19 protein-coding genes are annotated in these 21,055 nt (G+C 43.8%); 11 read left to right on the top strand and 8 right to left on the bottom strand.

The window, feature by feature from the left end:
* Nucleotides 1-888: a zinc ribbon domain-containing protein gene (locus CW740_RS01685; protein WP_227523880.1), complete on the bottom strand. Its 888-nt coding sequence runs from the start codon at nucleotides 886-888 to the stop codon at nucleotides 1-3.
* Nucleotides 889-1,135: 247 nt separating this feature from the next.
* Here CW740_RS01685 and CW740_RS01680 point away from each other — a divergent pair, with 247 nt between their 5' ends.
* Nucleotides 1,136-1,927 carry an SDR family oxidoreductase gene (locus CW740_RS01680; RefSeq protein WP_106645928.1) on the top strand — a complete coding sequence of 264 codons (792 nt, stop codon included), beginning with the start codon at nucleotides 1,136-1,138 and terminating at the stop codon, nucleotides 1,925-1,927.
* A gap of 19 nt (nucleotides 1,928-1,946) precedes the next feature.
* A complete protein-coding gene (locus CW740_RS01675) occupies nucleotides 1,947-3,392 on the top strand; it encodes an aldehyde dehydrogenase (RefSeq protein WP_106645927.1) in 1,446 nt (481 codons plus the stop codon).
* A 407-nt stretch (nucleotides 3,393-3,799) separates the two neighbouring features.
* Here CW740_RS01675 and CW740_RS01665 read toward each other — a convergent pair whose 3' ends face one another.
* From CW740_RS01665 to CW740_RS01655, 3 genes are all read right to left on the bottom strand, one after another.
* The gene (locus CW740_RS01665; RefSeq protein WP_106645925.1) at nucleotides 3,800-4,909 is read right to left on the bottom strand and encodes a CARDB domain-containing protein; all 1,110 of its coding nucleotides are present in this window, start codon (nucleotides 4,907-4,909) and stop codon (nucleotides 3,800-3,802) included.
* 24 nt (nucleotides 4,910-4,933) lie between these two features.
* Nucleotides 4,934-5,698 carry a hypothetical protein gene (locus CW740_RS01660; RefSeq protein WP_106645924.1) on the bottom strand — a complete coding sequence of 255 codons (765 nt, stop codon included), beginning with the start codon at nucleotides 5,696-5,698 and terminating at the stop codon, nucleotides 4,934-4,936.
* Between the two features lie 287 nt (nucleotides 5,699-5,985).
* A complete protein-coding gene (locus CW740_RS01655) occupies nucleotides 5,986-7,902 on the bottom strand; it encodes a DUF885 domain-containing protein (protein ID WP_106645923.1) in 1,917 nt (638 codons plus the stop codon).
* Between the two features lie 223 nt (nucleotides 7,903-8,125).
* On the opposite strand from CW740_RS01655, the gene CW740_RS01650 reads away from it, so the two are divergent.
* The 8 genes from CW740_RS01650 (at nucleotide 8,126) to CW740_RS01615 (ending at nucleotide 15,503) form a co-directional block, all read left to right on the top strand.
* Entirely contained in the window at nucleotides 8,126-8,611 is a 486-nt protein-coding gene (locus CW740_RS01650) for a YajQ family cyclic di-GMP-binding protein (protein ID WP_018623289.1), read from the top strand.
* Between the two features lie 311 nt (nucleotides 8,612-8,922).
* Entirely contained in the window at nucleotides 8,923-9,345 is a 423-nt protein-coding gene (locus tag CW740_RS01645; protein WP_106645922.1) for a RidA family protein, read from the top strand.
* An 11-nt stretch (nucleotides 9,346-9,356) separates the two neighbouring features.
* Nucleotides 9,357-9,899 (top strand): 3-hydroxyanthranilate 3,4-dioxygenase, encoded by a 543-nt coding sequence (locus tag CW740_RS01640; protein ID WP_106645921.1) that lies wholly within the window; start codon nucleotides 9,357-9,359, stop codon nucleotides 9,897-9,899.
* A 3-nt stretch (nucleotides 9,900-9,902) separates the two neighbouring features.
* Entirely contained in the window at nucleotides 9,903-10,922 is a 1,020-nt protein-coding gene (locus CW740_RS01635) for an amidohydrolase family protein (protein WP_106645920.1), read from the top strand.
* On the top strand, nucleotides 10,919-11,758 hold the full coding sequence (locus CW740_RS01630) for a cyclase family protein (RefSeq protein WP_106645919.1): 840 nt from the start codon (nucleotides 10,919-10,921) through the stop codon (nucleotides 11,756-11,758). The genes CW740_RS01635 and CW740_RS01630 overlap by 4 nt, the downstream gene beginning before the upstream one ends.
* A 39-nt stretch (nucleotides 11,759-11,797) precedes the next feature.
* Complete coding sequence (kynU, locus tag CW740_RS01625) at nucleotides 11,798-13,072, top strand: kynureninase (RefSeq protein WP_188459667.1); 1,275 nt, start codon at nucleotides 11,798-11,800, stop codon at nucleotides 13,070-13,072.
* A gap of 8 nt (nucleotides 13,073-13,080) precedes the next feature.
* Nucleotides 13,081-14,460 (top strand): FAD-dependent oxidoreductase, encoded by a 1,380-nt coding sequence (locus CW740_RS01620; RefSeq protein WP_106645917.1) that lies wholly within the window; start codon nucleotides 13,081-13,083, stop codon nucleotides 14,458-14,460.
* A complete protein-coding gene (locus tag CW740_RS01615) occupies nucleotides 14,457-15,503 on the top strand; it encodes a M20/M25/M40 family metallo-hydrolase (protein WP_106645916.1) in 1,047 nt (348 codons plus the stop codon). Before CW740_RS01620 ends, CW740_RS01615 begins: the two co-directional genes overlap by 4 nt.
* 80 nt (nucleotides 15,504-15,583) lie before the next feature.
* Here CW740_RS01615 and CW740_RS01610 read toward each other — a convergent pair whose 3' ends face one another.
* The gene (locus CW740_RS01610) at nucleotides 15,584-16,012 is read right to left on the bottom strand and encodes an HIT domain-containing protein (RefSeq protein ID WP_106645915.1); all 429 of its coding nucleotides are present in this window, start codon (nucleotides 16,010-16,012) and stop codon (nucleotides 15,584-15,586) included.
* Nucleotides 16,013-16,021: 9 nt separating this feature from the next.
* Nucleotides 16,022-18,343, bottom strand: a complete 2,322-nt coding sequence (gene mrcB / locus CW740_RS01605) for a penicillin-binding protein 1B (protein WP_106645914.1) — start codon at nucleotides 18,341-18,343, stop codon at nucleotides 16,022-16,024.
* A 61-nt stretch (nucleotides 18,344-18,404) separates the two neighbouring features.
* On the opposite strand from mrcB, the gene thpR reads away from it, so the two are divergent.
* Nucleotides 18,405-18,986 (top strand): RNA 2',3'-cyclic phosphodiesterase, encoded by a 582-nt coding sequence (gene thpR / locus CW740_RS01600; protein WP_106645913.1) that lies wholly within the window; start codon nucleotides 18,405-18,407, stop codon nucleotides 18,984-18,986.
* Nucleotides 18,987-19,014: 28 nt separating this feature from the next.
* Here the strand turns inward: thpR and CW740_RS01595 are convergent, their stop codons facing one another.
* The gene (locus CW740_RS01595) at nucleotides 19,015-20,823 is read right to left on the bottom strand and encodes a GGDEF domain-containing protein (RefSeq protein WP_106645912.1); all 1,809 of its coding nucleotides are present in this window, start codon (nucleotides 20,821-20,823) and stop codon (nucleotides 19,015-19,017) included.
* Complete coding sequence (locus CW740_RS01590; protein ID WP_106645911.1) at nucleotides 20,789-21,037, bottom strand: hypothetical protein; 249 nt, start codon at nucleotides 21,035-21,037, stop codon at nucleotides 20,789-20,791. Before CW740_RS01590 ends, CW740_RS01595 begins: the two co-directional genes overlap by 35 nt.
* Nucleotides 21,038-21,055 lie beyond the last annotated feature (18 nt).

The following is a 21,055-nucleotide window of genomic DNA, read 5'->3' as shown; positions in this document are numbered from 1 at the left end:
TCATAAGAGCATAAAAATTGCTATGAATAAAATTATTGTAAATACGATACTTCCATAAAGATCACTTTTATTTTTTTTCCTGTCTCCCTCTTTATTATCTTTTGAATCCAAATCTATTCTAATCCTTCCAACACTCTCTACTTCACCATCCTGAAAATTTTCTACCCAGTTTGGTTCATAATCCCCAATGACAAATCTATTTATATTTTTTATATTTGGTTTTATGCCTATGGCCACTTCTTTAAATGTCCCATTTATTTCTTCATAATTAGTCCTATACTCCCAGTTGTTATCTTCCCTTGGATCAATTGTTTTTGGCAACTTCTCCAAAGTTTCAAGAACTCTTTTCCGACTAAGGATTGGACAAAGTTCATTTTCCTTTATCGCTGACTCTAGTTCATCTTTGATTCGATCTTTATCAATATGCCAAACACCTGATTTATCAAATTCACCATAATCAAGCCACCCACCTCCCCATTCATAGACTGGCATGTTTAGTCTTTTACAGCCCCAAATATTAACCTCATAGTCCCTCTCTCCAAAACAATACTGTTGAGGATTGTAGGCCTTCAGCCTGCTTCTAAAGCATCCAACACCATAATATGTAAGATCTTTTTTAGTTGCTGTGTGTCCATTGATCAACATTTTTGATGATTTCCATCCGCCTACTAAGTCATATAAATTAATAATTAGATCCACTTCAGTTATTGGTAATACGACACTATGTGTTGCGGATTTTCCATCTCCTTTTACAGAGTAAGATGGAATATTTTTACTAATATTAACTGCCTTGCTGAAATTCTGGGATGAACTATATCCAAAAGCAATTTCAACATTTGCGATATTATTCTCTACAACTGGAATATTAACTCTGTCAGCATCAGTCACAGGGTCTCCGCACTGAGGGCAGAACTTTGAACCTTCAATTATTCCCGCACTACACTTATCACACACCAACATAAACACCCCTTAGACATTAAGTACCTGTTCCTTATATTTCATAATAATTAGCTTGCTATTAATTGCAATCTCCAATACTTGGCATTATTGAAGTTCATTTGAGTCCACCAAACCGATTAAAATCCCCGATGAAATATGCTTAAATGCTTCTTTTTACAGATTTCGATGATTTCCTATGATGAATTTAGATTTAACGGGTAAGAATGCTTTGGTCTGTGGCTCCAGTCAGGGCATGGGCAAGGCGATTGCTGAGCAGTTGGCGTCGCAGGGTGCGTCGGTGATTCTTCTGGCGCGTAATAAGGCGAAGCTTGAGGCGGTTCTCGAGGGTTTGGATAAATCCAAAGGTCAGAAGCACGTAGTTCTGGTGGCGGATTTTGCCTATCCTGAGCAGGTTAAAGCGACGGTCTTTGAATTTTTGAAAAGCGGCCGTCTGGTAGAAATTCTGGTCAATAATACTGGCGGTCCTGCGCCGGGTCCAGCTAACTCAGCTGAAACGGAAGATTTCCTGGCGGCTTTTAATCAGCATCTGATCTGTAACCATGAGCTGATGAAACTATTAACGCCGGGCATGAAAGAAGCGAATTACGGTCGTATTATTAATGTGATTTCGACTTCGGTTAAGCAACCGCTACACGGTCTTGGTGTGTCGAACACGGTACGCGGCGCGGTAGCAAACTGGGCAAAGACCTTAGCCAATGAGCTGGGTCAGTTTAATATCACGGTTAATAATGTATTGCCGGGAGCGACCAATACCGTTCGCCTGGAAGCGATTATCCAGAACAAGGCTAAGAAACAAGGCGTTTCCATCGAGGAGATGGAAGAAGAAGAAAAGTCGATTATACCAATGCGTCGTTTTGGCGAGCCGGAAGAATTCGCCAATGCAGTTGCCTTTTTAGCTTCTCCTGCAGCGGCTTATATCACCGGTATCAATTTGCCCGTTGATGGCGGACGCACCAGCTGTCTGTAATCAGCACTAGAGAACCACTATGCAAATCATCAAGAACTACGTTAATGGCCAACTGCTCGATCCGTTTGCCGGTCAATACATTGATAATGTCGAACCGGCCACTGGTCAGGTCTATAGCAAAATCCCTAACTCGGATGAGCATGATTTAGAACAGGCAGTGGTTGCCGCTGAACATGCGCAGAAAGGCTGGGCCAATACGTCACCAGAAAAGCGCGCGAAGATTCTGTGTCGTCTTGCTGACATCATCGATGCCAATGCCGATATGCTGGCGGAAGCGGAAGCGATTGATAACGGCAAGCCGATTACTTTGGCCAAGAATGTTGATATTTATCGAGCCTCGGCCAACATCCGTTTCTTCGCCCAGGCCATTACTCAGTTCGCCAGCGAAAGTCACGCCATGGAAGATGTCGCCATCAACTATACGCTGCGTGATCCGATTGGTGTGGTAGGTTGTATTTCTCCTTGGAACTTACCACTGTATCTTTTCACTTGGAAAATTGCGCCAGCGTTAGCCAGCGGTAACGCGGTTATTGCCAAGCCTTCGGAAATTACTCCGATGACAGCTTTCCTGTTTTCCAAATTGTGCATCGAGGCAGGTTTGCCGGATGGTGTTTTGAATATTCTGCATGGTACTGGCCCAAGCATTGGCGGCCCGTTGACCACACATCCGAAAATCAAAGCCATCAGCTTTACCGGCGGTACCGCAACCGGTGCCCAGATTACCAAGGTGACTGCGGGCATGTTCAAGAAACTATCGCTGGAACTGGGTGGTAAAAATCCGACCTTGGTGTTTGCCGATTGTGATTTTGAAGATACAGTCAACAATGTCGTTCGTGCCGCATTCTCGAATCAGGGTCAGATTTGTTTGTGTGGTTCTCGAATTTATATTGAACGCCCTATTTACGATAAGTTTAAGCAGGCTTTTGTCGAGAAAGTGAAGCAGATTAAGATTGGTGATCCATTGGATGCCGACACTCAGCACGGTGCGCTTGTCTCTAAGCCACACATGGATAAAGTATTGTCCTACATAGAATTGGCACAGGAAGAAGGCGGTACCGTTTTAACGGGTGGTAATCAGGTCACTATCGAAGGTCGTTGCGAAAATGGATACTTTGTTGAGCCTACCGTGATTGAAGGCCTGACCAACCACTGTCGTACCAATCAGGAAGAAATTTTTGGCCCTATCTGTACCATCATGCCATTTGATACTGACGATGAAGCAATCATGCTCGCCAATGGCACTGAGTACGGTTTAGCGTCCAGTGTCTGGACCAATGATCTGAAACGTGCCCATCGAGTGGCCAAAGAAATTGAAGCAGGCATTGTTTGGATTAACTGCTGGTTACTGCGCGATTTGCGTACCCCCTTCGGTGGCGTCAAAAGTTCAGGAGTCGGACGCGAAGGTGGGTTGGAAGCATTACGCTTTTTTACCGAAGCTAAGAATGTCTGTGTGAAGTACGGGTAGTTAATACTTTTCCTTTTAGCTAATTAACTATCCCTTTTTAAAAGTCACTGGATCCCGCAGTCAAAGCCGCGGGATGACGAAATCTGTAGATAACTCATTACCCAAAAGCTTGTCACTCCAGCCTCCAAGCGGAGACAAAATCGTCTGGAACGATTTTGAATGGCGAAGCCAGCCCCAAGGGCAAAATACTGGGATGTATTTTGTAATCCAGGGTCTTTTCTTTTTAGTGGGCCTAGGCCCACCCTACAACCAAAAGCAGATTCCGGCTCGAAGGCCGGAATGACAAAATATTGAGGTGAAATTAATCCTGTTAAGGATCTTTTTGGTAGGGGCAGATCTATGTGTCTGCCCTTTTTTACATAAAAAGGACGGCCACATTGGGCCGCCCTTTATTATTTAACCACCTATCAATTCACGCGAATCGGAATGTAGGTTGCGTTATTGCTTTCTTCGACTTCCGCGATGGTGTTATTCGGATCTAACAGAGCACCTAAGAAGTAGTTTTGACCAGAGTTCAACGTTGAAGGAATGGTTACCGTTCTAGTTGAAGTATAGACACTACCTTCTGGTTGAAGCGCGAATGACGTACTGGCAATCAGAGTGTCAGCGGTACTAATGAAGTTATTGGTTGAAACATAATAGTAAATTGTTGGTGCCTGACCGGATTCACCATTATTTTCATAGGTTAACTCCATACGAACCTGCTGTCCTTTGCTGACATTGTAACGACGCTCGCCATTGACGGTTGTGTAGGGCAGTTCAACACCGGAAGTGTTATACAACTTAGTGCGGATGTGTGAGCTATATGCACCACTGGCACCACTGTATTTCCAGTGAACCACACCGACGTCCTGAACGTTACCTGCATTGTTGCCATACAACTGACGTAGACCATAGTTAGCATCTTCGCCCATGTAAGCTAAGGCATACACATAGTTACGATGAATGTGATCCCAGTCCTGCCCCATGATGCTGTAACGACCATTTTCATGACCTAAGCCAGCGCCATGGCCAAACTCATGTAACGCAGTGGTTTTGAAGGGGCGCGAAGAGCCACCATAAGGAATCAGGTTTTCAGCTCGTGCTCGAATACCGTACTCTACACCAGGAATATAATTTACGGTGTTTTTGAACACTATGTCTGCTTCCGTAATTTTATTGGTCCAGCCAAAGAACCAGCTGCACGAACTCCAGGTATAAGCCACTGCCGGTGCGCTGATACTGCTTGACCACCAGACTTCATTCTGACCATTGTTCATGCCCACAGAAGGATCATCATACTGCATCGAAAAGCGGATCTTACTTGGGTTCTTATTGAACTGAGTAATGACATGACCTAACGCTGTACGGTAGTCATTGCCTGCTGGAAAGCCCACTGAGCTGGCGCGAAATGTTACGTTGTTAGTGTTCCATTTTTTATATACACCATTACATGAGGTGTCTAAAGTTGCTGCTTCAGCTTTCATACCTAGAAATGACGCAGCGATTACGCTAGAGATTAAAATTAATTTCTTCATTGTACTTCCTCCGTGAAGTCAAAATTATTGGTGGTCAACATCGTCAATGATGACTTGGTCAGACTGCTTAGCTCGCGCAGGAACAGCCGGTGCCGGCATTGCAACTGGCATTGCAGCCGAGAATCGTTGAGCAATATTTGCGCTCTTGATTTCTTTAGCTGGCTTACCTTTCATCGCAGACTGAACAGCTTTCTTAAATTGCTGAACTGAAGCGCCTTTTGCTTGAGCTTGCGCTGGCAATGTTTTACCGGCAATCTCGCCTTGCTCATCATCCATCATAACTGGACGTTGCGCTTTTTCAGCAGCCTTGCCGATCTGTACAGGTTTACCGCTTTCAGTAAAGACTTCTCCACTTTTCACTTTAAAGAAGCCTTCTGAACAGCGAACCAATGGACATTGACCATCATCTTTTTCAGCTAGCATCAAAATATTCTCTTCACCAAGATTGAACTCAGGAACATTCGATACTTCTAGTACATCATATTGAGTATCGCTGACTTTTTTGATGCCACCGATAAAGCGTAAGGTGACCTGGCGACCGTTTTGGCGCCCCTGGAAATCATCCTCGATTTGATAAGTCACGAAGGTGTGAGGAATACCTTCCACAGAGTCCTTGTAGTCAATGTTGACCACTTTTCCTTGAACAATGTGTTGAGCTTCTTTTGCGAGTGACTCAATTCCTTTTGAATCATTCATTGATGCTATGGTGGGTAGTGATGCAAATGTTAGAGCAGAAAGAACTGCGCCCAGCACTGCACTTTTTTTTGTCATTAAGTGGTTTTGTTTCATAAAACTTACTCCTTGTTGATTGATCGCTTATTCCATATAAGCAGGAGTTATATTATGAATTTTGCAGGTCTTGACAATATACCAAAATCTGTAACTTATTGATTTTCATATTTGCATTGGATTTTTGATATGTTTTCAGCGATTGCGGGTGCAATTGTGAGAAATTGCTTACAGCAGAACGGCTGATTTGCTCTGAGTTTATCGCTCATGAATTTTCTTGAAATAATTTTAGAACAAAAAAAGGCGAGCACATTGGCTCGCCCCTACCTATTTTAGCAACACTAATATCAATACTTCGATTTCTTACTTTCAATCCATGCATCAATTTTATCATTGAGCACCGACATGGGAACTGCGCCACCTAGTAATACCAGATCATGGAACTCTTTGATGTCGAATGCTTCGCCAAGTTCTTCCTTCGCTCTTTCACGCTGGTCTACAATGTTCAGCATACCCAGTTTGTAACCCAATGCCTGACCGGGCCAAACCATGTAGCGTTCAATTTCTGAAATTACGCTCGATTGAGCTGTGCCCGTTTTCTCAGCCATGTATTGAATGGCCTGTTCACGAGTCCACTTTTTGTGGTGTAGACCTGTATCAACAACCAGTCTTACCGCACGGAAAAGCTCAGCTTTCAAGCGCCCCAGATCACCATATGGGTCATCTTTATACATGCCCATTTCCCAAGCCACTAACTCTGAGTACAAAGCCCAACCTTCTACATATGCATTGTATGGAGCGATTCGGCGAATGAGCGGCAAACTTTCTTGCGCCATGTTCAGCGCTATCTGCCAATGATGCCCTGGATTGGCTTCATGGTAAGTCAGTGTCTTTAAATCAAACTTAGGATTGGCCTTCATATCTTTAAGGTTAATCCAATAAATCCCAGGCTCAGAACCATCTAACGGCGGCGGGGTATATTGGCCTCCTGGGGCACCATCCTGTCGCTCAACGGGGATACGACGAATTTCTACATCATAGGGAGGTATGGTTGCGAAACGCGTTGGCATCACTTCATTAATATCAGCAAGCATACCATTGAGATCATCCAACAGCTTCTGGCGGCCCTCGTCTGAATCTTCATAAATGAAACGCTCCTCTTCATTAAGCGCAGCCATCCGTTCGCCAACCGTGCCCTTGTCGTATCCTTCTGATTTAAGGATTGCATCCATTTCAGCAGTAATTCGTTCAACCTCATCAAGACCAATCTGATGCACTTGCTCAGGTGTCAGATCCGTGTTACCCAGCTCACTGACTGCATAACGATAAAACTCCGCACCGTTAGGTTGCGCCCAAATACCTGACTCTTCAGGTGCCTTTTCCAGCAAGTCTTCCATAACCATGGCAAGATTTTTGTAAGCAGGGTAAATTGTCGTTTTAGTGATGCTGACCGCATCAAACATCATCTTTTCTTTTTGCTCAGCTGTGAGATCAAGCTTATCCAACTTGTTCTGCAAGTTAGTCACCAGTGCATGTTGCTCCGGTTCAACAGCAATGAACCCATTAAGAAAGTTCAGCGCTCCTTTGATGATGACTTTAGGTGGAATCCAGCCTTTATCTGCGTCAGCCAGCACCTTAGATTTTACACTTTCTATCATGTCACCAAATTGCGCCATTCTGGCAATATAGTCTTTTGCATTCTGCTCATTCTTAATGGGGTGATTGTTTTGCAACAGATTGGGAACATCAATTGCCGGCCCATTAATCTGGCTGACAATAAAGGGAGAGTGCCCCATCCAGCCATCAATAAAGCCAATATCAAACTGCTTTTCGCCTGAATAATAATGAGCCAGATCGATAACAACTTTTCGGTTCTCTTCGCCCTGGATGGTGTCTGACTTTAACTCTGAAAGCTGATCTGCGTAATGGCGCAAGCTCTGGCGTAATGCCTTTTCAGCCGCCGGAGAATAATCTGGTAACTTGTCCTGATAGTAACCACCAGCAACCTCCTGACTAACACCATACATGGTTGCATCCATAGGTCGCGCAGCAAATAGAGTGGTGGTGATATTGTCAAACAGCATCTCTGGAGATGCTTCAGCCTGATCATGGGCCTGGTCTTTGGAAACGGCTGTTTTAACCTGCTGCTGTTGGTTTGCCTGCTCCTGCTGCTCTTCTTCCTGTTGGCAACCACTACTCAACAGAGCTGCGCTAACCAACAGGCTAACCATAGTTTTACGATTTATGTGTTTTATGAAAGACATGACCTACACCCTTTATATTGTTTGTGTGTGACGATTATTAACAATAATCGGACAAATGTCACATGCGCTGGTTCAAGGTAAACGAAGAAGCTTATTTGTTGTTGTAGAGCCGATCACAAATCCATGCATACATTCATTCAAAGCTGAACCGGATCAAAACTGGATTGGGGATATTTTTCGCTTATAATAGCCGCTATTCTTTATTTCATAGACAGGATTACTCATGCCTTCCTTTGACATTGTTTCTGAAGTGGATAAACACGAGATTACCAATACCGTCGATAATGCCAATCGTGAGCTTTCGACCCGCTTTGATTTTCGAGGTGTTGACGCTAGCTTTGAGCAAACAGGTGATAGCATCAAGATTACTGCAGAAGCTGAATTCCAGGTCGAGCAGATGATCGATATTTTGTATAAGGCTTGCGTCAAGCGCGATATTGATACCAATGCACTGGATATTAGCGAAGATGCCACTCACTCTGGTAAAACTTTCTATAAAACAGCCAGCTTCAAACAGGGCATCGAGAAAGATGTGGCCAAGAAAATTGTTAAGCTGATCAAAGACTCTAAGTTAAAAGTCCAAGCAGCAATTCAGGGTGAAGAGTTGCGTGTCACCGGGAAAAAACGTGATGACCTACAACAAGTTATGGCCCTGGTCAGACAGGCTGAATTAGGCCAGCCCTTTCAGTTTAAGAATTTTAGAGATTAGAAGGCCTGCGGGGCAGGTACAATCACCTGCCCAATGCCTTGCCTATTAAGGCCTTTTCGGCTATAAAAGAGCCCATGCATTATTTCCCTCACCAAAAAACATCAGGATTTATCTTTGCCCACCAAGGTGGCTGCAAATGGATCCTCGATTGAATACGCATTCCTTTCTTGCGCAGATTGCGCGCACCTGTTTTTCCTAGTATTTTCGTTTAATAACATCATTATTTTTTTCTAGCTATATCGTTGCACGTATGATGTAACCTATTGAAAATTAGTATAAGTCTAGCTAGCTAATATTAAGTTGAGGTTTTTATGAGTCAGAAAATTGTATCTTCGTCAGCTCCGGAGCCTGTTGGTCTCTACCCCCATGCACGTCGCGTTGGCCATCTACTATTTTTGTCAGGTGTTGGCCCACGTAAAAAAGACAGCAAAGATATCCCCGGTGTCACACTGGATGATGACGGTAATATTGTTGATTACTGTATCGAAACTCAGTGTCGTAGCGTGTTTGAAAATGTTCGAACTATTTTGCAGGAGTCTGGTTCAGGCTGGGATCAACTGGTTGACGTTCAGGTCTTTCTCACCAACATGAAAGATGACTTTAAAACCTATAACAAAGTCTATGCTGAATATTTTGCTGATAACCAGCCTTGCCGCACCACCATCGAAATCAGCTCCCTGCCCACTCCGATTGCGATTGAATTGAAATGCATCGCGACTATTTACGATGATTAAGGAGAATCGCCATGAGTGACCAAACTTTAACTCCGGTTCCGCCATTTAACTTTCAGAAATGGATAGATGAGAACCGTCATTTATTACAACCACCGGTTTGCAATAAGCAGGTTTTTGAGCAGGATGATTTTATTGTCATGGTCGTAGGCGGACCAAATGGCCGTCGCGATTATCACTATGATGAAGGGCCAGAGTTTTTCTACCAATTAGAGGGCGAGATGGAATTGCGCACCATTCAAAATGGTGAGCGTGTTAATTATCCAATCAAGGCCGGAGAAATCTTTTTGTTGCCACCGAAAGTTCCTCATTCACCAGTTCGTTTTGAAAACTCTATTGGCCTGGTTGTAGAACGCAAACGTCTCGAGCATGAAAACGATGGCTTAATGTGGTTTTGCGAGAACTGCGATACCAAGTTATATGAGGAATATTTTCACCTAACCAATGTTGAAAAAGATTTCATTCCTGTCTTTGAGCGTTTCTTAGAAAGTGAAGAGCATCGTACCTGCAGTAACTGTGGTACGGTCATGCCCAAACAAAATAAACTGGATCTTTAGTGTATGTCTGATTTAAAGATTGATATCCATACTCACATCCTTCCAAAAAATTGGCCGGACTTAAAAGAACGATACGGTTACGGCGGTTTTGTACAACTGGAGCATCATAAGTGCGACTGCGCTCGGATGATGGTTGATGGAAAATTTTTCCGCGAGGTTCAGGAAAACTGTTGGTCACCTGAAGTTCGTATGAAGGATTGCGATCATCACGGTGTGCATGTTCAGGTACTCTCTACTGTACCGATCATGTTTAACTACTGGGCCAAGCCAGAAGACACTCTGGATTTATCACGTTTTCTCAATGACCACATTGCTGAAGTGGTTGAGCGTTACCCTACCCGTTTTGTCGGCCTTGGCACTCTGCCAATGCAGTCGCCTAAATTGGCGATTCAGGAATTAGAGCGCTGTGTTAAGGAGCTTGGTCTGGCTGGCGTGCAAATCGGATCACACATCAATGACTGGAATTTGAGCGACGAGAATCTGTTTGATGTTTTCGCTGCAGCAGAAGAATTAGGTGCGGCGGTGTTTGTTCACCCATGGGATATGGTCGGCAAAGAGAAAATGCAGAAATATTGGATGCCATGGTTAGTCGGCATGCCTGCAGAGAGCTCACTCGCCATCTGTTCTATGATTTTTGGCGGTGTATTAGAGCGCCTTCCAAACCTGCGTATCGCTTTTGCGCATGGCGGCGGCAGTTTCCCTGCGACTCTGGGTCGCATTGAGCATGCCTATGAAGTTCGCCCTGATTTGATGCGCGTTGATAACCCTCACCACCCTCGTAAATACCTGGAACAAATCTATCTCGATACTCTGGTGCATGATCAAAAAATGCTTGAATACCTTGTCGATTTGATGGGTCCTCATAAATTGGCCTTGGGCACCGACTATCCATTCCCATTAGGTGAACTGGAACCCGGAAAACTGATCGAGTCAATGAATTATGATAAATCGATTTCTGCTCGCTTACTTCACGGTACTGCTCTTGAGTGGCTAAATCTTGAGAAGGGGCGTTTCGTTAAATGAGCAAGTTCAATTTAACCACTGAGTTTATGGGTAAACGCTATACAGTGGATACTGAACATCCGTACTCGATAGCAATTGCTTTGGACTTCGATGGTAAGCAGCCAAACCACTTTGGCGCAGAATCAGCTACACGACAACCGTTACAGGCGGGAAGCTTTGTTGGTGACACCACGCAAGGTGGCAGTTGCAATGTAGACTCAATTCAATTGGTACCGCATTGTAATGGCACGCATACAGAATCGGTTCACCATATCTGCGACCAGACAGTTTCAGTAGGTACTATTTTCAACAACAGTTTAAGTATCGCCTGTCTGATCAGCATCGAACCCAAATTGGCAGAGGAAACTAATGATAGCTATCGACCTTCACTTGAAGGAACCGACAAAGTTATCGACAAGTCATTGCTGCAATCAGCTCTCAGCAACGAGACCCTAAACAATATTGAAAGTCTCGTTGTGCGCTGTGTTCCGAATCATGCAGTTAAAAAATCCTGTCGTTATGATGAAACAAACCAGCCTCCATTTTTTACTCGAGAAGCAATGGAGTTATTGGCAGCAAGCAATATTAAACACTTGCTGGTGGACTTTCCTTCGGTCGATAAGATGTATGATGATGGCCATTTAACCAACCATCATATTTATTGGAACCTTGAAGCTGACAGCCATCAATTAACAGAACAAGCCCGTTGCGACAGAACGATTACCGAAATGGTATTTGTACCTGATGAAATAAACGACGGTATTTACTGCCTTAATCTGCAAATACCAGCATTTGAGTTGGACGCTGCTCCCAGCCGCCCTATTCTTTACCCCTTAATTGATTGTTCAGACCAGTAAGGTTGTGAGCAAAACAAAAGTATTAAGAAGACAAAAATTATGAACATTTATTCAATCGATTATGCACGCCAGCTGGATCAGCAGGATCCTCTCAATAGAATGCGTGAACAGTTTCATATCCCAAAACAAGACAATGGCGATGATGAAATTTATTTGTGTGGTAATTCATTGGGTTTGCAGCCTAAGCGTACTCAGGAATACCTCAACTATGAATTAAGCCAATGGCAAAAGCTGGGGGTTAAAGGTCACTTTTCCGGTGATTTTCCCTGGATGCCTTATCACGAGTTTCTGACCGAAGAGTCAGCAAAACTGGTCGGTGCCAAGAACTCGGAAGTGGTTTGCATGAACTCGCTGACGGCTAACCTGCATTTCATGATGGTCAGCTTTTATCGCCCCACTAAAACTCGTAATAAAATTCTAATCGAAGACCATGCGTTTCCTTCTGATCATTATGCGGTTGAGTCACAAGTTCGCTTTCATGGCTTTGATCCAGACCAAGCAATGCTGTTAGCTAAACCACGCGAGGGTGAAGAAACATTACGCACGGAAGATCTCTTAAACCTGATCGAACTGCATGGTGAAGAAATCGCGCTAATCATGCTGCCCGGCGTTCAGTATTACACTGGACAGGTTCTCGATATGAAGGCCATTACCGAAGCAGGTCATGCCAAAGGCTGCATGGTTGGTTTTGATCTGGCCCATGCCGCAGGTAACATTCCGATGCAACTGCATGACTGGGAAGTTGATTTTGCTGCCTGGTGTTCATACAAGTATTTAAATTCCGGACCGGGTTCCGTAGCAGGTTGCTTTGTTCATGAAAAACATCATACCAACCTGGAACTGCCACGGTTTGCGGGTTGGTGGGGGCATGACAAAGACTCTCGCTTTAAAATGGAAAACCACTTTATCCCAATGCAAAGCGCAGAAGCCTGGCAGCTTTCGAATCCACCGATTCTATCATTAGCTGCCATTCGCGCATCTTTAGATACCATCAAAGATGCCGGCGGTATCCATGCATTGCGCGACAAGTCATTAAAGTTAACTCGTTATCTGCGTGATCTTTTGGAGCAGGAGTTAGCAGATGAAATCAATATTCTAACGCCAGCTGATCTACAGGCATCGGGCTGCCAGTTATCTTTAACGGTAAACCTGCATGGTCTAGATGGAAAAACTGTTTTCGATCGAATTGAAGCAGCCGGGGTAACCTGTGACTTTAGACATCCCAACGTCATTCGTGTAGCGCCGGTACCTTTGTACAATTCTTTTGAAGATGCCTATCGTTTCGTTACCATTTTAAAAGACAGTTTGCAGTGAGGCCTGCCATGAGTTCTAAACAAGATAAACATATAACGTTAATTGGTGCAGGTCTGGTTGGCTCACTGGCCAGTATTTATCTGGGGCTGCGTGGCTATAAAGTCGATGTTTATGAGAAGCTACCGGACATCCGTCTTGAAGATATTCCAGCCGGTCGCTCAATTAACCTGGCATTAGCTAACCGAGGGATACGCCCTTTGCAGCAAGTTGGCATCATGGACAAGGTCGAAAAGCTTTTAATTCCAATGAAAGGCCGTATGCTGCATGATGAAAAAGGTGAACTGCAATTTCAGTCCTATGGTCAAAAGCCAGAAGAAGTGATTTATTCCGTTTCACGAGCGGGCCTGGTTAGCTTGTTACGTGATGAAGCTGAAGCCACTAGCAATGTGACTTTCCACTTTAAACATCCGCTTGTTGATATCGATTTTAATCAGCAGACCTTTATCGTTGAAGACGCCATGACTGGCCAACAACAAACTTTGAATTATGACGTTCTGTTAGCAACTGACGGGGCTGGCTCACCGGTTCGTCAATTCATGGAAGCGGCTAAAGTTGGTCATTTCAGTTCAGAATTACTTGAGCATAACTACAAAGAGTTAACCATCCCTTCGGATCAGGCCGGCAATTTTCAAATTGAAGAAGAAGCATTGCATATCTGGCCTCGCGGAGGCTATATGGTTATCGCGCTACCGAATCTTGATGGCTCATTTACCGTTACTCTGTTTATGCCAACCAACAATGGCGAAGCTAGCTTTGCTAATTTAAATACCCCAGAAAAGGTTGATAACTTCTTCAAGCAATACTTCAAAGATGCCTATGATCTCATTCCCAATTTAACCGAGTTGTTTTTTGAAAATCCAACCGGCGTGCTGGGTACGGTACGCAGCGAAAAATGGTTCCACGGTAATGCGCTGATCTTTGGCGACGCAGCTCATGCAATTGTGCCTTTCCACGGCCAAGGAATGAACTGTGGTTTTGAAGATTGCGCTGAGCTCAATTCATTGTTAAATCAGTTTGATGATGACTGGCAGCAAGTTTTCCCAGCCTTTAATGAAGCGCGTCGTGATAATGCCAATGCAATTGCAGATATGGCGCTGGATAATTACATTGAAATGCGTGACTCGGTACGTGACCCCAAGTTCCATCTTAAGAAGTCTATTGCTTTTGAACTTGAGAAACGCTTCCCGGAACAGTTCATCCCACGTTACTCGATGGTAATGTTCCATCATATTCCTTATGCTCAGGCACAAAGTCGCGGCGTTATTCAGGCAAACATTTTGCAACAACTTGCTAAAGAAATTGATAGCCTTGATCAGGTAGACTGGCAACTAGCAACTCAGCTGGTCCAAGACCAGTTAACCGTATTACCGAAGGATTACTTACAATGAAATCATTTCTAATACCTGGCCTATTGGTCCTATCAGGTTTATCACTTTCTACTGATGTTGCTGCCAACAATGTCCCTCAGTCGGCTGAGGAAGCACGCGTTGAGCATGCTCAGGAGTGGATAAACTTTCTTGCCAGCGACGAGCTAAAAGGCCGTAAAACCGGTACCCCCGAAATGAAAATGGTACATGCCTGGCTTGAACAACGCTTCACAGCGATTGGCTTGCAACCTCTACCAGACGCTGAGTCATACCGCCAGGAGTTTTCGTTTGAGGTAAAAGGCGAGTCTATTGATGGCGTTAATTACATCGGCTACCTGGACTGTCAGTGCGATAATGACAAGTACATCATGATTGGTGCGCATTATGACCACGTCGGCCAGAATCCTGCTCTGGAAGGTGATATTACCTTTAATGGTGCGGACGACGATGCCAGTGGCGTTGTTGCCAGCCTGGTAATTGCTGAATTGCTTTCACAAGAAAAATCTCTGCCATTTAATATCATCATCGCAGCTTGGGATGCAGAAGAAATGGGCCTTTTGGGGTCAAAGCATTTTGCCCAGAACCCTTTAGTTCCACTTGAACAAATTGAAACCGGCATCATGTTTGAACTGGTAGGAACTCCAGTAGAAGAGCATCCAAAAAGTGCCTGGATGACAGGTAACCAATATTCGAATCTACTGGAATTATTGCAGGATGATTTTGCTAAAGCTGGTTGGTCACTGGATGCTGACCCATTTGCTCAGATGGGTTTATTCATGCGCTCCGACAACGCCCCTTTTGCATTAATGAATTTAGATCGACAAAAGGCTGAGCAGGTATTTAAGCACGGACAGCAGGTGGATATTACTGGTATTCCGATGCATGCTATTTCAGTTTGGAGAGGTCAGGATCATTATCATCAGGTACATGATGAAGCTGAAATTATTGATGTACCGAACCTGGTGGCTCTATCAGAAGTGATTGCAGAAGCGATTGCCAATTTGCCAACGGACACCAAAGTTGTCTGGAAAGAAAATCCTCACTTTAAGTTTTCTCGTCCTTAATTCTTTAACGCTTACAGGTTGGGTTAGAGATTCCATCTCATAACCCAACACCTGGCTCCGATCTTTTCGCTTCACTTGATCTAAATTTCTTTAAATCCAAAGTTGCCCTTCAATTCCGCTAGTAGAGGGCTGACTTCTTTAATCAGCTCATTTTCACCATAATGAATGGGCTTCTTTACTCCCCAAATTGGCCCCGGCCATGCTGGGTCATCTTGATATCGTGCGATGTGATGAATATGCAATTGAGGAACCATGTTTCCCAGAGCCGCCACATTCATTTTATCCGCCTTGAAAACCCTGGCCATAGTTTCGAGTAAGAAGTTTGACTCCTCCATGGCGTTAATTTGTTGCGCAACTGACAGCTGGTATAACTCACGAATATCATTGACTCGGGGTACCAGCACCGCCCACGGATACTGCTTATCATTCATCCATAATAATTTGCATAAATTGAAATTGCCCAGCTCAACAGTGTCTCTGGCTAATGTGTCATTTAAAATAAAACTCATTAAAATTCCTTATTGTTGCGACAAAGTGGGCTGACAGTCGGCAGTTGCCTTTGGTGCTGTACCACGAAGATACGGTACGCTGACCGAGTTTTGGCACTCATCCGTTGCCAATAAGCCACTGCGATAATCCACCAGTTTCCATTCGATATTGTCATGATAGCCGATATCAATTGGCGCAGTGTTGATGCCGGCAAACAGGTCTGTGAACACTGGTAGCGCAGCAGTTGAACCTGTGATATTGGCATCCTTGTTATCATCTCGACCGACCCAGACGACCGCCAAATGCTCTCCTGACAGACCGACAAACCATGAATCTTTCAAATCATTAGTGGTGCCAGTTTTGCCTGCAAACGATGTGAATGGGTTAGAACGATGCAGGTACTTTGCCGTGCCCTCTTCAACTGCTAGTTGCATGGCAGCCTTTACTAAATAGACATTGATCTCACTGGCAACTCGCTCGGCGGTAACTGGGTAGCGCTCCAGCAATTGTCCGCTATTATCGGTTACAGCGATAATTGATGAAGGCTTGATTCTAAGTCCATTGCTGGCTATTGATTGGTACAGTTGTAACAGCTCAAGAGGGGTTAGTTCAAGGACGCCAAGTGGTAATGCATCCAGAGGGCGCACTTCTTTTTCAACTCCGGATTTCTCTACAAAGTCAGCCAGTCTTTGAATCCCAACTTCCTGACCTAAACGCGCCATTGCCACATTATAGGATTCACTCAGTGCACGATAGAGCGGTACCATGCCATGGAAATTACGATCAAAGTTTTGTGGCTCCCACATGGTTCCGTCCCGTTGCTCCAGTGACAATGGGAAGTCACTGATATTCGAGGAAAGGTTGTAGTCAGGATTCTGCTCAAGAGCCGCTAACATTACAAAAGGCTTAATTACAGAACCTATTTGTCTTCTGGCATCTATCGCTCGGTTGTAACCTGCAAAGCCTGCTTTCCGGTCACCAATCACTGCCAGAATATGACCACTTTGGCTATCACTGATAATCGCGGCCGCCTGCAAAGTTCCCTCTTCCTGTTGTCTTTGCTTTTCAACTTGAGCAATAGACTCTTCAACCGTTTTCTCGCTATACATCTGAATTACAGGATCTAGCGTGGTAAAAACATTAAGCCCTTCTGAATTGAGTTCCTGCTCGGAATATGAGTCTTGCAATTGACGACGAACCAGATCCATAAAGGCAGGCACATTGGATAGATGAATGCTTGGCTTTCTGACCAGCGATAAGGTTGTCTGCTTTTCCTGCTTAAGCTCGCGCTCCGTTAAGGTGCCTGATTGATGCATTAATTCCAGCACCAGGTTGCGACGCTTCATAGCGTTCTCAGGATGACGTCTTGGGTCATATACTGAAGGGCCTTTAAGTATTGCGACAAGTAAGGCCGATTGGGCAGGCGTTAAGTTCTCGACGTCTTTATCGAAAAAGAAACGACTGGCAAGGCCGACACCATGAATGGCTCGTGGCCCATCCTGGCCAAAATAAACTTCATTAAAATAGGCCTCTAGAATTTCATCTTTCTCATAATGAACTTCCAGCAACACCGACATGACTGCTTCTCTAAATTTGCGCCATAAACTGCGCTCATTTGTCAGGAAGTAGTTTTTCACCAGCTGCTGAGTCAAGGTGCTACCACCCTGTGTTCCACCATCCGAAGTTACGTTATGCCACAAGGCTCTGGCAATCGCTTTGGGAGAAACTCCACTATGCTCATAAAAGTCACGATCTTCAGTAATAATCAAAGCCTTTATCAGGTGTTCTGGGATTTGCTCCAGTTTGACCAGAATACGGTCTTCCAGTCGGTTCGGGTAAATCTGACCGATTAAAAGAGGATCGAGCCTTGCCATCTGCAACGGCTCACCCAGAACATGGTCTTTCAACTGGCTAACACGACCATTACGTAAACTAAATGCAATCTGGCGCGAGGCTTGAGTTTCATCCCAGAAGGTAAAGGGACGAACATGGATATAGTAATAATCACCATACTTCTCATAATCGCCTGCACGGGTTGCCTTGACGGCCTTACGGTAGCCCAACAGCTCCAATTCCTGTTCGAGACGAGTTGGCGTTAATGCTTTGCCATTCATCAGCTCCAGTGGCTGAGCATAAACTTTAGCCGGTAATTGCCAGCGATTGTCCTTAAATTGGCGCTGGATCACCATGTCGCAGTAAATCACGAAGGCAATGAACAAAGCCGTGAATATCAAGCCTCCACGCCAAAACACCTTTTTCCAAGGTATTTTGCGCCAGAATGTTTGTTTTACTTGCTTTGATTGCTTCTTTTTAGAGGATTTTGCGCTTTTCTTTACAGGTTTTTTAGCCATTTCACTTTATCGGTATCAATCTCATGACTATGATAGTAGCAAATTAAAGCCTACTAATGTTATGCCATCTATAGCAAAATCTGACAAAAATATGGCTCGACTATTCTTTGCCATAGACTTACCACAGGAGCTGAAGAACCAGCTTGAGTTATTGCAGAAGTTGTGTCCTTTTGCCGGACGCCCCGTCAGTCCTCATAATTTTCATATAACGCTGCTTTTCCTGGGCGAGGTTTCACGGAACCAGTTGGATGATATTCTAGAAGCCATAGAAATACCCGCCATCAAACCTTTTGAGATTGAATTCAGACAATTTGCCTACTTCCCTAAAGCAGAAGTGGGATGTCTTGAAATTGAAGCCAGCGAACAGCTTATACAATTACATCAACATATTAATCGCAACCTGAAACAGTCTGGCATTCATATTAAGCAATCAAGCAAGCCTTTCAGGCCTCATATCACACTATTCCGAGATGCTACTGTTCAGTCAGAAATTACGCAGACTGTAGATTTTGAGCTTAAAGTGGAACACTTCTGTCTAATGGAGTCGCAATTTAATCAGAAGGGGGTTTACTATGAAGTGATTGAAGAGTGGCCCACTTATGAGCCGACCATCAAAGAACAATTTTTTGGCATTAAAGATTAAGCTGCTTTACTCTGACTAAGTTGGTGCGTCAGGATATCAGCTGCTCAAATTCTTTTACAAAGCTATCCACCACAACTATCTGGTTGCGCCCTTTACTCTTAGCGCTGTACATAGCCTTGTCTGCATCGGCAATCAAGTCCATTAAATCGTAACCGGAAAGCTCGGTGCTGGTGACACCAAAGCTGGCTGATATATCAAAGCGATACCCGGTCTCGGTTGTATCTACCTGTGAGATGGCTTTGCGGCAGATTTCGGCAAGTTGTTGTGCTTTTTTAAGATTACAGGCTGGCAGGAAAATCGCAAACTCTTCACCTCCCAGACGGCCAGCAAGATCATTTTGGCGACAACTGGTTTTGACCACTTCAGCAGTATTCTGCAATACCCAATCACCGATAAGGTGACCGTACTTATCATTTATCGACTTGAAGTGATCCATGTCGAATAAAATGAAACCTACATCCTGCTGTTCAGACTCACTTCTCTGCAATATAGCTTTTGCAGTTTCGTAGAAGTGATGGCGGGAACTTAATCCAGTTAACTGATCAGTTTGTGACTGTTTACGCAAACGAATTTGATGTCTCTTTATTCGATAGGACCAAAATGCCAAGGTACCAAGTAGAACCAGAGCTAACGCCAAGACTAAACGATTATTAACAGCTTCTTTCTTGGCCAGATCTTGCTCTAACTTAAGTAAAAGATTTTGTTGATTTAATTGCTCAATTTTCTGCTGCTTGCTTTCTGTCTCATGCTCCACTAATTGATAGGCTAACTGTTTCGATGATTCATCATTTTTGTATCGGTTTATTTTAACCAGATACTCTTCCAGAAACTCTAATGCCAGCTCCATTTCACCTTTTTCTTTTAATAGCTGAGAATTTAAATAGTAAGCTTCTAATAACCAGGTAGTTACCGTGTCTCTGTTATTTTTTTCTGCGGTTTCAATTGCCTTGTCAGCATATAGTTGAGCTGAAGACTGGTCACCAATTCCACTCAAACTTAAAGCGTTTAAGGTATAGTATCCTGCGGTTAGATAACTGTAGCCAAGCTCCTCGACAATTTTTAGCTGATTGCTAATTTCTGAGCTAGCTTCTTTATAACGACCACTTCTGATCATATCCGCTAACCCGTAAAATTTTGCAGAGAGGGCGTAAACAGGCTCCTTTTCAGAACAGTTTTGGTAGGAAGTATCAATAAAGGCAGCTTCTTCTGTATTTATTTTTGAAAGCTCATACCAGGTTTGAGCCTTTACGGCAGCAAGCAGGCATTTGTCTTTTAAACCTGCCACAGTATTATCAATCTGAGTTAAATTACTTAAAGTCTGCTCTGCTAGCTCGTACTGACCTACTTCATTATAAACAATGGCTGCCACCTGATAGATATGATTACGTAGTGAGTCTTCTTGACCATGAGCGCTAGCCAGCACATTTTTTATAAGTTCAAGCGCCGCAGCATAGTCCTTGTTTAGCACTTGCAAGTTAGCCAAGGCTAACTTGGTTCTAATTATTAAGGGGTTATGGGCTCTACTGGCAATGACCTTATGATAATATCCAATTGCCTGTTCTGAGTTTCCTTTTAATGCAGCCGCATATCCCAATAAATAATTTCGTAATGCTTCATTCTCTTCATCGGGCAACTGAAGGTCTGCGACATAATCTATCTGCTCGAGAAACTGCTGAGGATTTGTAGTTCGTAAGTGGTTGGCAATTTTCAGTTCTTCAATATAAGTAATCTCAGTGGCCTTTAATAAGCCACCGAGAATACCGACAAGAATTATGGAAAACTTTGAAATCGAACGTGTGATACTACGCGATTTTAATTTCTTCTTCCCTGGAGTCATCCTCTGAAGCGTCCTCATCATCTTCTGCAGGTGCTAAAATTACTGAAACATTAGTATTAGCCCCTAATAAACTTTCCAATTTAGTAATATCTCTTTGTGCAATTGCTTCTGCTAGTTCTTGCTCAAAGCCCAATGCTGTTAATTCAGAAACTGATTGTGACTGCTCTGAAGTAAGGTTTGCAATAGTTTCGATAAGTTGTAAATTTTGGCTCATAGTAATCTCCTTTAAGTG

The organism is Kangiella profundi (genome assembly GCF_002838765.1).
Taxonomy (GTDB): Bacteria; Pseudomonadota; Gammaproteobacteria; order Enterobacterales; family Kangiellaceae; genus Kangiella; species Kangiella profundi.
This window is presented reverse-complemented; position numbering and strand designations above follow the sequence as displayed.

Bases quoted from the DNA above. Each gene is read 5' to 3' on its own strand.
- CW740_RS01620 (WP_106645917.1), top strand. From the start codon at position 13,081: ATGAGTTCTAAACAAGATAAACATATAACGTTAATTGGTGCAGGTCTG.
- kynU (WP_188459667.1), top strand. From the start codon at position 11,798: ATGAACATTTATTCAATCGATTATGCACGCCAGCTGGATCAGCAGGAT.
- CW740_RS01590 (WP_106645911.1), bottom strand. From the start codon at position 21,037: ATGAGCCAAAATTTACAACTTATCGAAACTATTGCAAACCTTACTTCA.
- CW740_RS01635 (WP_106645920.1), top strand. From the start codon at position 9,903: ATGTCTGATTTAAAGATTGATATCCATACTCACATCCTTCCAAAAAAT.
- CW740_RS01655 (WP_106645923.1), bottom strand. From the start codon at position 7,902: ATGTCTTTCATAAAACACATAAATCGTAAAACTATGGTTAGCCTGTTG.
- CW740_RS01615 (WP_106645916.1), top strand. From the start codon at position 14,457: ATGAAATCATTTCTAATACCTGGCCTATTGGTCCTATCAGGTTTATCA.
- CW740_RS01660 (WP_106645924.1), bottom strand. From the start codon at position 5,698: ATGAAACAAAACCACTTAATGACAAAAAAAAGTGCAGTGCTGGGCGCA.
- CW740_RS01595 (WP_106645912.1), bottom strand. From the start codon at position 20,823: ATGACTCCAGGGAAGAAGAAATTAAAATCGCGTAGTATCACACGTTCG.
- CW740_RS01640 (WP_106645921.1), top strand. From the start codon at position 9,357: ATGAGTGACCAAACTTTAACTCCGGTTCCGCCATTTAACTTTCAGAAA.
- CW740_RS01680 (WP_106645928.1), top strand. From the start codon at position 1,136: ATGATGAATTTAGATTTAACGGGTAAGAATGCTTTGGTCTGTGGCTCC.
- thpR (WP_106645913.1), top strand. From the start codon at position 18,405: ATGCCATCTATAGCAAAATCTGACAAAAATATGGCTCGACTATTCTTT.
- CW740_RS01610 (WP_106645915.1), bottom strand. From the start codon at position 16,012: ATGAGTTTTATTTTAAATGACACATTAGCCAGAGACACTGTTGAGCTG.
- CW740_RS01675 (WP_106645927.1), top strand. From the start codon at position 1,947: ATGCAAATCATCAAGAACTACGTTAATGGCCAACTGCTCGATCCGTTT.
- CW740_RS01645 (WP_106645922.1), top strand. From the start codon at position 8,923: ATGAGTCAGAAAATTGTATCTTCGTCAGCTCCGGAGCCTGTTGGTCTC.
- CW740_RS01665 (WP_106645925.1), bottom strand. From the start codon at position 4,909: ATGAAGAAATTAATTTTAATCTCTAGCGTAATCGCTGCGTCATTTCTA.
- mrcB (WP_106645914.1), bottom strand. From the start codon at position 18,343: ATGGCTAAAAAACCTGTAAAGAAAAGCGCAAAATCCTCTAAAAAGAAG.
- CW740_RS01630 (WP_106645919.1), top strand. From the start codon at position 10,919: ATGAGCAAGTTCAATTTAACCACTGAGTTTATGGGTAAACGCTATACA.
- CW740_RS01650 (WP_018623289.1), top strand. From the start codon at position 8,126: ATGCCTTCCTTTGACATTGTTTCTGAAGTGGATAAACACGAGATTACC.